This window comes from Sulfuriroseicoccus oceanibius, assembly GCF_010681825.2.
In the GTDB taxonomy this organism is placed as follows: Bacteria; Verrucomicrobiota; Verrucomicrobiia; order Verrucomicrobiales; family SLCJ01; genus Sulfuriroseicoccus; species Sulfuriroseicoccus oceanibius.
Map to the genome: position 1 here is coordinate 1,492,317 of NZ_CP066776.1, position 12,015 is coordinate 1,504,331.

The window sequence follows — 12,015 nt, forward strand, 5'->3', positions numbered from 1 at the left end:
CGCGCCCACTGGAGGACTCTCCGGTGGGCGCGCTTTTTTTTTGAGTGGAGCGAATGTGAGATGGGAAGAGCGGGCGTATCGTGCGTCGCGGAGCGACGGGTTGCAGGTTAAGCCGGCGGTTTCAACCTCCGTGTGGTGTCGCCCCGACGGGGCGATTTACCCGCAGATTGAGCGTCCGTAGGGCAGCCTCACTGGTTCTGTTCTTCCAGCCACTTTTTGCGCCACTCATCGCGGTGGTTGCGGATCCAGTCGACCAAGGCGAACTCCAAGCCGACGTCGTAGCCGCGCTTCTCGCTTTCGATCCACTTGTGGCGGTGGATTTCGTCGAGCTGGAAGAGGAACTCCTGATAGAGCGAGGCTTTGCCCTTCTTGTCTGATGGGGAATCGGTCATCGTTGTTACCAAGTTACGCTTGGGGCGCGGGATGAGGTACCAGCGGAGGTTGACGATTACGCCCATCAGACTGGGCTGTGTACACTACGCCTCGTTGGCGAAGAGTGGAAGCGCCACAAGTTGCTCGGTAACCGAGGCGAACGCCTGGGCCGCGGCATCCTCTGGAGCGGCGATGCTGACTGGCTTGCCGGCGTCTCCGCCTTCGCGGGTTGGCATGGTGATCGGGATCTGGGCGAGCAGAGGGACGTTGAGTTTCTCTGCTTCACGCACGCCGCCGCCTTTTCCGAAAATGTGGTACTGCTGGTTGTCCGACGGGCACTGGAAGTAGGCCATGTTCTCGATCAGCCCGAGGATTGGCACGTTCACTTTGTCGAACATGGAAACCGCTTTACGGGCGTCGATCAACGCAACTTCCTGTGGAGTGGTGACGATCACGGCCCCGTCCAACGCGATGGTCTGAACGATGGTCAGCTGGATGTCGCCGGTGCCTGGTGGCAGGTCGAGGATGAGGACGTCGAGCTCGCCCCATGCCACGTTGCGCAGGAACTGCTGGGTGTAACGGGTGGCGATTGGTCCACGCACGATCACAGGTGCGCCGTCGCTGAGAAGGAAGCCCATCGACATCAGCTTGATCCCATCGACTTCGATCGGGATGATTTCCTCTTTTTCGTTGGCGCGTGGGTTCTCATCGGTGCCGAACATGTGGGCAACCGATGGACCGTAGAGGTCGCAGTCGCAGAGGCCGACTTTGAGGCCTTGCTGGGAAAGGGTAGCTGCCAGGTTGGCTGCCACGGTGGATTTGCCAACGCCGCCTTTGCCGGAACCGACGGCGATGATGCGCTTGATGCCCGGAATGGTGGCTTTTTCTGGCTGACCCTGGTTGGTGTTGGCACCTGCCGGTTGGCCGGTTGGCGGGTCCTGGATCTCGAGGTCGATGGTCGGGTTACCGATGCCGTCGATCGCGGTGAGCACTTCGTGTGCTTGTTTGTAGATGAGCTCAGGAACGCTTGGATCCTTGGTGGCTAAGCCGATTTTCACTTTTACGTCCGCTCCATTGATCTCGATGGATTTGACCAACCCGAACGAGACGATGTCTCGGCTGAAGCCCGGGTATTTGACGGATTTGAGGGATTCGCGGATGAGGTCTTCGGTGAGTGCCATGAAAGACGGGTAATCGCTCCCGCGCCCGAGTCAAAGCGGAAAAGTATGCGGATTTCCCGAGGCGGGGGATTCGGCGATGGCAACTCAGTTGGCTCGCTTCTATCCCTATCGGTATGGATGGGGGGATCTCACGCAGAGACGCGAAGACGCAAAGGAGGGGAGAGTGCGAGCTTCGCTTTGGGCAATGGGATGTCGGCAGGCATGCCGGCCCGCCAGCGAGGTTCGTTTGTGGGCGGTGCGCCTCTTCATCGATACCCTTATCGGTATCGCTATCGATGGGGGGGGCTCACGCAAAGACGCGGAGACGCAAAGGCGGTGAGAGTGGTCGCTTCGCTCTGGGCAGGGGATGTCGGCAGGAATGCCGACCCGCCAGCGAGGTCTGGTTGTGGGCGACGCTCTTTCTTGTCGGTATGGCTATCGGAATCGGAATCGGAATCGGAATCGATGGCGGGATCGATGGCGGGATCGATGGCGGGATCTCACGCAGAGACGCGGAGACGCAAAGGAGAGGGATAGTGGTCGCTTCGCTCTGGGTAGGGGATGTCGGCAGGAAAGCCGACTGACCAGCGAGGTCTGGCTGCTAGCGATGGGGTGCCTTGTCGGTATGGTTAACGCTCGAGAGGATCAGGATAACGAAGAGGATAAAGATAAGGAGGTGGGCTGAGGTCGGGGGCGCTTCGTGAATGCAAAACAGGCCGCACCATTTCGGTTCGGCCTGTTGTGAGAATTCTGGTCTTGTGCTTACCCTTTCGGGTTTACGGCGATGATGTTCACCGGGCAGCCTTCTTCGGCTTCCTGCAGGACATCGAGGTCCATGTCAGGAGCCGTGGTGTAATTGAAGACCTTGGAGCTGCGCTCGACGGAGATCAGCTGGGCCATGCCGAACTCGTCCATTTCGAAATACTCGGGTGCGGTCTGCGCGCAGAGGTCGCAGCCGATGCATTCGCTGGGTTTGTGGCGGAGCGTGATCATGGACGGGGCAGAGTGAACGTTACAGCGATGGTACGCCGACCTTGTTCTGCAGTGGAGCCACTGGAGCCATCTTGTAGATCATGTCGCCGCGCTTCACTTTGCCGTCGTGCGGCATGGTGAAGGTAGAGCCACGCTTGACGGTGGTGCAGTCGATCATTTCGCCGCCCTCGGCTTCGTAGCGCAGCGATGGAACGTCTCCACGCACGGCACCGGTTTCGTCGCCGATGATGACGTAGTCGTCGCCCACTGAGAAGTCGGCTGCGGCGCGGGCGACTTCGATCACGCCAGCCTTTTGGTAGTGGTTGGTGATCTTGCCGACCAGCACCTTGCGGTGGGTGGCTTTGCTGTTGCCGCTACCGGACCAGCCCTGCTGGCGGCCGAGGTAGTAACCGGAAGAGAACCCGCGGTTGTAGACTTTTTCCAACGATGGAATGAGCGACTTGGCGAACTCCTTGGTGAATGTGCCATTCTCCACCGCGTCGATGGCGGCACGGTAGGCTTTGATCACAGCGCCGACGTATTCCGGCGCGCGGCCGCGGCCCTCGATCTTGAACACACGCACCCCGGCGTGGATCATTTCGTCGATGAAGTCGATGGTGAGGATGTCGTTTGGCGACATCACGGTGTTGTTGTCGACGAGCATTTCCTTGCCGGTGTCGACGTCTTTGACGATGTACTCCTTGCGGCAGTTTTGCTCGCAGGCGCCGCGGTTGGCGGATGCGTTGGAGTTGTAGAGCGACATTCCGCAGCGGCCGGAAACCGCGATGCAGAGTGCGCCGTGGGCGAATGCCTCAATCTCCATCGGACGGCCGGCCACGCCCCGCAGGTCGTCTGCCTGCATCTTTTCCCAGATGCTGCGGATCATGCTCAGGTTGAGCTCGCGGGCGAGCACCACGCGGTCGCAGAACTGCGCGTAGAATTTCACCGCATCGTAGTTGGAAAGGGAAAGCTGGGTCGAGATGTGGACTTCCAGGTCGATCTCATTGGCGATCTGAATGGCAGCCATGTCCGAGGCGATCACGGCGTCGCAGCCGACTTCCTTGGCGCGCTCGAGGATGCTGCGGGCCAGTTTGAGGTCGTGCTCATAGAGCAGCGTGTTCATGGTGAGGCAGCTCTTTACGTTGGCCTCTTTGCAGATGCGGACGATTTCCGGCAGGTCTTCAAGGTGGAAGCTGCGGCGTGCGCGTGCGCGCATGTTGAGCTGGGCAAGCCCGAAGTACACGGCATCGGCACCGTTGTCGATGGCAGCCTGCAGCGATGCATAGCAGCCGGCTGGGGCGAGAAGTTCGGTAGGCACGTCGTCAGTCATGGGGCGCAAAGATGCTTCAATTTTGCCAATGTGCCAAATAATGAGTGCGGCGGGACATCATTGGTCCGCATAGGCCGGGCCGCGACGCACGCTGGTTGGTGGGGAAATCCACGCGGTCAGCCGTGCTGGCGGCGCAGATTGGTCGGCGGGATGCCGAGGGCGTCGCGGTACTTGGCAATGGTGCGGCGCGCCACTTTGAGTCCCTCGGCTTCGAGCAGTTGGCTGATTTTGGCGTCGGAGAGCGGCTTGGCTGGATCTTCTGCGGCGACGAGTTCGGCGATGCGTTCTTTGACCGATGTATTGGCCACGCCTTCGCCCTGCGACGACTGGAAGCCTGCCGTGAAAAAGCGGCGCAGCTCGACGATGCCATGCGGAGTCACGGCGTATTTCCCGTTAATGGCGCGCGAGACGGTGGTTTCATGCACGCCGATGGCATCGGCCACCTGCTGCATGGTGAGCGGGCGGAGCTCTGAGAATCCGCCTTCAAAGTAGGGTTGTTGGTGGATCACCAGTTGTTCTGCGATCCGGCGCAGCGTTTCCTGACGCTGCTCGATGCACTGAATGATGAACTTGCCCGAGCGAATCTTCTCGCGGATGAACGTGCGCGCTTCCTGGTTGGTCGAGGCCTCCGCGATCAGATCTTTGTAATAGCGGCTGATGCGCAGGCGCGGCATCGATGCGTCGTTCAGCGTGATCTGAAACTCGCCCTTGGAGTCTGGTAGAATGGTGAGGTCGGGGTCGATGTAGCGCGCGGTCTGGTCGTTCATCGAGTCGGCCGGGCGCGGCGTGAGTGTGGCGATGAGTTCTACCGCCGTGTTGACGTCCGCCACCGTGACCCCGAGCGCTTTGGCAATTTCCGGGCGTTTGTTACGGGTCAGCGCATCGAAGTGATGCTCGACCATTTGTGCGGCTATCGAGCCGGTGTAGCCCCGGCGTTCGAGCTGAATGAGGAGGCAATCCGCCAAATCGCGCGCGCCTATTCCCGCCGGATCCAGCGTCAGCAGCGTGCTGTAGGCGGTCTCCACCGCATCGAGAGGCAACAGGTTGTCGAGCGCGATGTCTTCCAAGCTGATGGTGAGGTAGCCGCGTTCGTCGAGGGCGGCTACCAGCAGGTCAAATGCTTCGCGGCTCTCTGGATCGAGCGGAGTCATGGCCACCTGTTGTTGCAAGTGACTGGCGAGCGACTCGGGTGAGCTGATGGAGTCGTAGAGGTGGTCTACCAGGTCTTCGTGTTCGCGGTTGCGGCCGATGTGCTGGCCGCTGAGGATTTGTTCCTCGCGCAGGTCTTCGTCCCATTGTTCCAGCTCGCGCAAGTCGTCGTCGCGCTCGTCGGCTTGTTCTTCCGCCGCGTCGAGCGATGTGTCTGCGGTATCGTCCTCGAGGGTAGGGTTGGCCTCCAATTCCTGCTGCACGAGCTGGCGCAGTTCCAGCGCGGGAGCCTGCAGAATGTCCAGACTCTGGCGCATCTGCGGCGACAGCCTCTGCTGCAATCCCATCTCCTGATGCTGCGACACACCAAAGGCCGGACGAGACGAACCGGTCGGGTAGTTGTGTGTCGGTGGGAGGCTCACAGCGCGACTATTGAGCCTGTCTGATAGGCGTTCAAGCAAGAATTGTGCCAGATGGATGGGGGGCTGTGGAGCTTTGTTGCCGACCTTAAGTCACGTTGCCCCGCCTCAAGGTTTTGGGGAGAGTTGGGAGTGTTGCGCCATTTAATCATGACACTCGGTCAGGCATGGATTTGAGGCGTGGTCGGTGGAAGCGAGAGTTAGATCGCGAAGTTAACGGAAATATGAAGTGACCTCTCGTGTCGTGGGGGATGCTTGATTGGAAAGAATATTTTAGATTGAAAGGCTGCCCTTTTCCGCTGGTTCGACGTCATGGAAGACTACTCGCGCCGCGCATTCATCAGGACCAGCCTATCCGGATTTTTGGGAGTGACTCTGGCTCTGCCCACCATCACCGCGCTTGCGACGCGGGCTCAGGCATTTGAGGGGCGGGTTCCGCCAGGGGCTCCGATACATTGGGATGCCTTTCTTGAGGCCATCGCCAAGGAAGCTGCCAAGCAGCACCTCGACCGCTGGGACGAGAGGGCTTACGTTGCCGAGATGGCCAAGTTGGCCCGTCGCCTAGACCTCAAGGACGAGCGTCTGATCCTGGCTCTTGAAAAGGCCAAAAAGGGGATTGGCAACGGTCGCATTGATTTCGATCATCTTGAAAAGAACGAGGACTTCCAAGTCTCGTTCCTACAGTTCGAGAAAGGCGAAAAGATCGACTGCCATGATCACCCTGAAATGACCGGAGTGCTCCTGTGCGCCACCGGTGAGGTCGACGTCTGGAATTATGACCTGGTGGGTGAGGAACCCGAGCCCGGTCACGTCCTCTTGCGTGAGGTTCAGCATACTCGTCTGAAGAAGAGCCATGTCTCCACGCTGACCTCGAAGGAGAGCAATATCCATCGTCTTAAAGCGCGCGAGTTGACCCAACTCGTGGACATCTTCACTCCACCTTACAATGAGGATCGCTCCAAGCGCTCGCGCTGGTTCGCTGTCGATGACGAGCCCTATCAAGGACAGGGCAAAGACTTCCTAGCTCAGGTGAGATAAGCTTCGGAAAGATGCGGTGGCGGAACGAAGATGCCCGCATGTGCTGGATGCGTTCCCAGGAAGGCTGCTCATGCGAGGGCTGGTTTGACAAGAAGAGAGAGGAGGGAGATCTTGCTCGATGATGTCCGGTGTTTCGAAAGCGGTTGGTTGGGCGCTGGTTTTGTCCGTTGGGGCGGTTGCGGCAGCTGAGGAGCTGCATCTCGACTTTGTGTCGGATCAGGATGGGCCTCGTTGGTCGGCAGTCAATGACGGGGTGATGGGAGGGCTTTCGCAAGGAGGAGCCCGGATGAAGGCCGGGGTGATGCATTTTTCAGGAACTCTTTCGCTGGAGAATAACGGAGGGTTCGCTTCGGTGCGGACACAGAACTATCGAGCGGATCTCAGCGGGACCAAGGGGATCAGGCTGCGGGTGTTTGGGGATGGCCGAACCTACCAACTGCGCGTCAGCACCGATGCTCGATTCAGACAATCCCGCATTGCCTACAAGGCGGAGTTTACGCCGCAAAAAGGAGAGTGGACTGAGGTCGATGTCCCATTCGTCAATATGGTTCCGAGCTGGAGAGGCAGGTTGCTCGAGGGACCTGAGCTGGATCTTTCCAAGATCACTCAGATTGGAATCTTGCTGGGCGATAAGAAGGAAGGTCCCTTTTCTTTGAAGGTAGATTGGATGAAGAGCTTCTGAGGTCGCTTGTTGATGATGTGGGTGCCTGGGTATCGGCAGATTCCCTAGCTGGATTGCGGATAGTTGTCGGGGGTGAGGAAGATGGGGTGTGGGTGATCTTGGATTTTAAGGAGCAGGCAGCGGTCGAGTGGGGAGTCGTTGGAGAATGGGTGGAGGAGGTGCGATGGGAGTTGGGAGGTTTCCACGGGCCAGAGGTGTTTGGGGATGGTTTGGATGTGTCGGTTGGGGAAATGCGTGATGAGTTCACATTGGCGGAGCCAGTGGCCTCGGCGTGCGCCATGGCTCAAAAACTCGGCTTCGGCTGGGTGCCCGGATGTGATGTGATCGAAGACTGCGCCGAGGATGAGGTGTTGAGGGGCGATGGATTCGTTGCGGTATTTGGCGGGAAGGTGATCTCGGTACTTTTTGGTAAGGATGAGCTGATGGCTTCGCAGGCGGTGGAGCTTCTTGAAGAAGTTGTCCCTGGCATCGGGGCCGGGGAGGAGTAGTCCGTCGGGTGATTGGACGGCGAGGTAGAATTTGACCGCAAGTTCGAGGTGGATGAGCCGGCCTGACGCATGGTCTCGAAGAAGGAAGTCGATTTCGCCCTGGGTTTTATGGATGGAACTCTGGAGTTGCAGGTTGCGCTCCAAGAGCTCGTAACGGTGCGAGGATTGGATTAGGAGAGCGAGCGCATCTTCGTACAGATGCCCGAGTTTTTGATCCAAGTTGAGAGGGCTGCTGACCTCCGCGGGAGACAAGGGCTCACGATCGAACGAGCTGGCCTCGGGGAGGTGCTTGATGAGCAACGGTGAGTTGCAGAGTGCGTGGAGGATGAGCGTAGTGGGCATCTATCTGAAATGCTGGTGTGGATTCTCTATTGTGGGCGAGCAGGCCACACGCTGGCAAGTAGGGGTGGGAAGGTCGGAAGGGAGCGCAGCGCATTATGCCGGGTGGGGATGCGGTTCTCTCTTGTGGTGAGCGGGAGATTTATGACCAGCTCGAATGGCACTAACTTAAGGTGCCAGGTCGTGTCGGGAGCGGCCATCGGGGAGGGTGCTGCGCCTTGGCGGTATCGCACGCTCGGCCGGGGGGCGTATTTACCTAGGGTGGCGCTCGCCTGAGGCTCGCTGACCCTAGGCTGTTATGAGACGCGCTTTCAGCGCGGAATTGACGACGCCGAGGCTTAAGTTAGTGCCATTCATGACCAGCTCTATTTTGAAAATCGACCGAGCTGGTGCACCTTCATCCTCCGGTCTTCCCCCGGAGTAATAGACTATGTTTGAGACACTAACACTCGCCGCCATCGAATGGCAATTTGTCCTCGGCTCTACCTGGTTGGAGATCATTGCCACTGTCTCGGCGATTCTCGGGGTCATTCTGATCGCGCGTCAGAACATACTCGGATGGCCGCTGGGGATTGTCTGGGCGGCGATCTCCGCTTGGCTCTGCTTCACCCAATGGCAATTGGTTTCCGACGGCATTCTCTATCTCATCTACATCCCCATTCAGATTTACTGTTGGGTTCAATGGAAAATGGGTGACTCGGAATCCGGCGCTCCGCTGCATCCCACGTGGATGCCTGCGAAGAAACAAGGGATACTCGTCGCTTGTGCGCTCGGCAGCATCGTTCTGTGGGCATTTGGTATCTCAGCCATGGCGCGGAATGTGAGTTGGATTCCCGAGCCCGCGCTGCTGTGGCGTGACTCCACGACCACCGTGCTCAACTTTTTTGCCCAATTCCTCCAAGCCAGAAAGCGGATGGAAAACTGGGTGCTCTGGCTCGTTGTGAATTGCCTCGGTATTCACATCTACTGGGTCAAGGATGCGCCGATCTACTCCGTTCAATATGGCTTTTTCCTGATCCTGGGGATTTACGGATGGGTTGAATGGCACCGTTCGCGTAAGCAGTTACAGGAAGGGAAATAGGAGGGATGGTATTTCCACGCATAGTCATCACCGGGCCCGAATCCTCAGGGAAGACGACACTGTGTCGCTACTTGGCCGACACACTGCAGATTCCGATGGCTCTGGAGTATGCGCGCATCTATTTGGAGGCGTATGGGCCGGACTATGATCTGGAAATACTCCAGACCATCGCGCGCGAGCACTTGGAGTACCAACAGCAACAGGTTCCTGAGTCCGCCCGGCTTGGCCTCTTTGATACGGATCTGATCAATTTCAAGATCTGGGCCGATGAGGTCTTCGGGTGCTGTCCGGATGAGATTACACAAGGAATCCGAAATGAAGCCCATCACCGATATCTACTCTGCGCTCCGGATTTGCCATGGGAGCCGGACCCTTTGCGCGAGAACCCGGATAACCGTGACTACCTCTTTCAGCGGCATCTGGGCGAAATCCAGAGACTTGGGCGCCCCTATGAGATTGTGCGTGGTTCAGGCGATGCCCGCCTCAGATCCGCCGACGAAGCGATCAGGAAGTTGCTCCGGTGAAATATGGGCGCAGTGCGGGGTAAGCGTATTTTTTGAACAGGTGGCCGGCAATATCCTCCGTGGTCGATTCCCCAGTCCCTCCCCGATGAGTGCGGGGCACGTCATCGGGGGCGAGAGGAGGATCCTAGTGTGAGAGCATGGATGCTGGGATTTGGGTTTTCACGCCATTGGGTGGGGTGATCGAGACTTCGAGTTGTTGTCCGCCGGTGATTTCCAAGTACGAGACTTCGAATGGGTAGATTCCTTTTTCCAGGAGTGCATTGGCGGACTTGGTGGTGAAGCCATGTGGGCCATCGTGGTTGACGACCGTGATTTCTCCAAGTTTCAGTATCGAGCCGTCATCGCTACCCAAGGAGAAGGTGTACAAGCCGGACTCTGGGATCTCGATATACCCTGTGAAGCGGCAGGCGAAGTGGTCGTCGCGTTTTCTGATGTCCAGGCTAGGTGCCGGGATCACAGAGGATGTGACATTTTCGAGGGTGCTGAAGTCTGGGATTCTTTGCCAGTTCCCCTCAACGTATTCACTGATGAGTCCAGGCCTGCGGTCCTCTGCTGGTGTGGGAACGAACTGTGCGCAGTTGATCACGGTTTCCTCGCTGATACGATCGCCCTTAACGAGTACGGCACGAATGGTGGTTTGTTCGCTGACCTCGATTGGTTGTGTGTAGGGAGTGGACTGTAGGGTTGGTTTCGAGCCATCGGTTGTCATCAGGACACGGAATCCGGCCGGCGGGTCTTGGAAAGTGACCGTGGTGCTGCCGGAGAAGATATGGGTGGATGCATTTGGCTGGGGCACCGGCATGCGGTAGTGGATGTCGCGCGCATCGAGTGCGGCGTAGTGGTTATTGAGTCGGTGTTGGAAAGCGCTCAGATTTTTGTGCTCTGATTCGGTCCAGAGGGTTTCAGCCATAGCGAGCATACGTGGCATGATCATGTATTCTACGCGGTCGGTGGTTTCCATCCACTCGGTCCAGACATTGCCTTGGGCGCCGAGAAATTGCTTTTCAAAGCGGGTACCGCGGAATTGTGCGGGTACTGGATCCCATTGGTAGACGCTCTCTGTGGAGTTCGCTGCGTAAGCGAAATCGAAGTAGCATGGGTTCATCGGGGTCATGATGACCTCGTGCCCTTTCGTTACGGTTTCAGGGATGGCGTTCAGGCCGATCCAGAACATGACAGTGGCGTTGGGTGCCAGTCCGCCATGGGTGATTTCATCCCATCCGATGAGGCGTTTTTGATGGGCGTTGAGAAACTTCTCCATGCGTTTGATGAAGTAGCTTTGGAGGTCATTGGTATTCTTGAGCTCAAGCTCACGCATTTTCGTTTGGCAGTGCGGGCATTGATTCCAGAACGCTTTGACCACTTCGTCGCCACCGATGTGAATGTACTCGTCTGGGAAGAGCTCCATGACCTCCTTGAGGACGTCTTCGAGGAAGGTGAAGGTGAATTCTTTCCCAGCGCAGTAGGAGTTTTGTTTGGATGGTGTCCAGTTTTCGCCATCTGATACGAGGTCCCCCCCGCAAGCCAGCTCTGGGTAGGCGGAGATTGCCGGCAGGCTGTGTCCTGGCATTTCGATCTCAGGGATGACGCGAACGTTGCGTTGTTTCGCGTAGGCGACAATTTCACGCACATCGTCCTGGGTGTAATAGCCGCCGTAGACTTCGGTGCTGTCCCGTTCTTCCATCGATTTAGGGAACGCCAACTCAGTGACCCGCCAGCCTTGGCCCGATCCCTTGCGGAACCCACCAAGCTCTGTCAGCTTGGGGTACTTTTTGATTTCGAGTCTCCAGCCTCCGTCGTCGATGAGGTGCCAGTGAAAGACATTCATCTTATAGGCTGCCAGCAGGTCGATGTATTTCTTTACAAAGTCCTTGCCGAAGAAGTGGCGGGATTCGTCCAGATGCATCCCGCGCCACTTGAAGCGTGGTTGGTCGGTGATGTTCAAGGTTTGGATCGATGCATCCGTGCCCTCGATGGAGTCTGGGAGGACTTGTAGCACAGTCTGAAAGCCGTAGAAGAAGCCTGCTGGAGTTGCCGCTGTGATAGTGATGGGCTGGTCCGCTTTGATTTCAAGCGTGTAGCCTTCATCACCGAGTTTGTGGCCATCGGCGGCCTGCCGAAAGGTGATGAGGGTGGGGTGATCACCTTGGCTAGCAGTGGGGTATTTTGAATTGAGTGTCTGCTGGCAGAACTCGACGAGCGTGGCGAGTTCGGGGATTTCCGAGGTGATCTTCAGGGAGTCACCGAGCTGGAGTCTGTTCTCTGATAAGTTGATCTCGTTGGGCTGAGGGATCAGCGAGAGGGTGTCTGCAGAGAGGGGGAGTTGAAAGCCGAGAAGTGCTGAGAGGATGAGTAATTGCTTCATGGGATAGCTTGGGGTGGCGGGAGTACGCAGAGCGGGGGGGGATCCTTCGTATTTTTTCGATTAGATGGCTAATTGAGGGCGGCTGATAGAGGATGC

Annotated in this window: 11 protein-coding genes; 4 read left to right on the forward strand and 7 right to left on the reverse strand. The window is 57.8% G+C overall.

Annotated elements, in window-relative coordinates; all coding sequences use genetic code 11:
- Positions 1–188: 188 nt before the first annotated feature.
- The 5 genes from G3M56_RS05905 to rpoN form a co-directional block, all read right to left on the reverse strand.
- Complete coding sequence (locus G3M56_RS05905; protein WP_235203614.1) at positions 189–458, reverse strand: DUF4032 domain-containing protein; 270 nt, start codon at positions 456–458, stop codon at positions 189–191.
- An 18-nt stretch (positions 459–476) separates the two neighbouring features.
- The gene (locus G3M56_RS05910) at positions 477–1,553 is read right to left on the reverse strand and encodes an Mrp/NBP35 family ATP-binding protein (protein WP_164362801.1); all 1,077 of its coding nucleotides are present in this window, start codon (positions 1,551–1,553) and stop codon (positions 477–479) included.
- 741 nt (positions 1,554–2,294) lie between these two features.
- Positions 2,295–2,525, reverse strand: a complete 231-nt coding sequence (locus G3M56_RS05915) for a ferredoxin (RefSeq protein ID WP_164362803.1) — start codon at positions 2,523–2,525, stop codon at positions 2,295–2,297.
- A gap of 19 nt (positions 2,526–2,544) precedes the next feature.
- A complete protein-coding gene (locus G3M56_RS05920; protein ID WP_164362805.1) occupies positions 2,545–3,834 on the reverse strand; it encodes a peptidase U32 family protein in 1,290 nt (429 codons plus the stop codon).
- Positions 3,835–3,950: 116 nt separating this feature from the next.
- The gene (gene rpoN, locus G3M56_RS05925) at positions 3,951–5,405 is read right to left on the reverse strand and encodes an RNA polymerase factor sigma-54 (protein WP_164362806.1); all 1,455 of its coding nucleotides are present in this window, start codon (positions 5,403–5,405) and stop codon (positions 3,951–3,953) included.
- Positions 5,406–5,714: 309 nt separating this feature from the next.
- Between rpoN and G3M56_RS05930 the strand changes: the two genes are divergently transcribed.
- Together G3M56_RS05930 and G3M56_RS05935 are read left to right on the forward strand one after the other, a co-directional pair.
- Entirely contained in the window at positions 5,715–6,440 is a 726-nt protein-coding gene (locus tag G3M56_RS05930; protein WP_164362808.1) for a cupin domain-containing protein, read from the forward strand.
- A 118-nt stretch (positions 6,441–6,558) separates the two neighbouring features.
- Positions 6,559–7,122 carry a CIA30 family protein gene (locus tag G3M56_RS05935; RefSeq protein ID WP_235203615.1) on the forward strand — a complete coding sequence of 188 codons (564 nt, stop codon included), beginning with the start codon at positions 6,559–6,561 and terminating at the stop codon, positions 7,120–7,122.
- 44 nt (positions 7,123–7,166) lie between these two features.
- On the opposite strand, the gene G3M56_RS05940 is transcribed toward G3M56_RS05935, so the two are convergent.
- Positions 7,167–7,952 (reverse strand): DUF1853 family protein, encoded by a 786-nt coding sequence (locus tag G3M56_RS05940; RefSeq protein ID WP_164362811.1) that lies wholly within the window; start codon positions 7,950–7,952, stop codon positions 7,167–7,169.
- Between the two features lie 427 nt (positions 7,953–8,379).
- Here G3M56_RS05940 and pnuC point away from each other — a divergent pair, with 427 nt between their 5' ends.
- Positions 8,380–9,030, forward strand: a complete 651-nt coding sequence (gene pnuC, locus G3M56_RS05945) for a nicotinamide riboside transporter PnuC (RefSeq protein ID WP_164362812.1) — start codon at positions 8,380–8,382, stop codon at positions 9,028–9,030.
- 5 nt (positions 9,031–9,035) lie between these two features.
- Positions 9,036–9,554, forward strand: coding sequence for an AAA family ATPase (locus tag G3M56_RS05950; protein WP_164362814.1), 519 nt, complete (start codon positions 9,036–9,038; stop codon positions 9,552–9,554).
- A gap of 124 nt (positions 9,555–9,678) precedes the next feature.
- Here the strand turns inward: G3M56_RS05950 and G3M56_RS05955 are convergent, their stop codons facing one another.
- The gene (locus tag G3M56_RS05955) at positions 9,679–11,919 is read right to left on the reverse strand and encodes a family 20 glycosylhydrolase (RefSeq protein ID WP_164362816.1); all 2,241 of its coding nucleotides are present in this window, start codon (positions 11,917–11,919) and stop codon (positions 9,679–9,681) included.
- Between the last annotated feature and the right edge of the window lie 96 nt (positions 11,920–12,015).

What these genes read in the sequence shown, in the direction of transcription:
- G3M56_RS05935 (WP_235203615.1), top strand. Translation starts at nt 6,559, where the DNA reads ATGATGTCCGGTGTTTCGAAAGCGGTTGGTTGGGCGCTGGTTTTGTCC.
- G3M56_RS05915 (WP_164362803.1), bottom strand. Translation starts at nt 2,525, where the DNA reads ATGATCACGCTCCGCCACAAACCCAGCGAATGCATCGGCTGCGACCTC.
- G3M56_RS05940 (WP_164362811.1), bottom strand. Translation starts at nt 7,952, where the DNA reads ATGCCCACTACGCTCATCCTCCACGCACTCTGCAACTCACCGTTGCTC.
- G3M56_RS05930 (WP_164362808.1), top strand. Translation starts at nt 5,715, where the DNA reads ATGGAAGACTACTCGCGCCGCGCATTCATCAGGACCAGCCTATCCGGA.
- G3M56_RS05955 (WP_164362816.1), bottom strand. Translation starts at nt 11,919, where the DNA reads ATGAAGCAATTACTCATCCTCTCAGCACTTCTCGGCTTTCAACTCCCC.
- G3M56_RS05905 (WP_235203614.1), bottom strand. Translation starts at nt 458, where the DNA reads ATGGGCGTAATCGTCAACCTCCGCTGGTACCTCATCCCGCGCCCCAAG.
- G3M56_RS05950 (WP_164362814.1), top strand. Translation starts at nt 9,036, where the DNA reads ATGGTATTTCCACGCATAGTCATCACCGGGCCCGAATCCTCAGGGAAG.
- pnuC (WP_164362812.1), top strand. Translation starts at nt 8,380, where the DNA reads ATGTTTGAGACACTAACACTCGCCGCCATCGAATGGCAATTTGTCCTC.
- G3M56_RS05920 (WP_164362805.1), bottom strand. Translation starts at nt 3,834, where the DNA reads ATGACTGACGACGTGCCTACCGAACTTCTCGCCCCAGCCGGCTGCTAT.
- G3M56_RS05910 (WP_164362801.1), bottom strand. Translation starts at nt 1,553, where the DNA reads ATGGCACTCACCGAAGACCTCATCCGCGAATCCCTCAAATCCGTCAAA.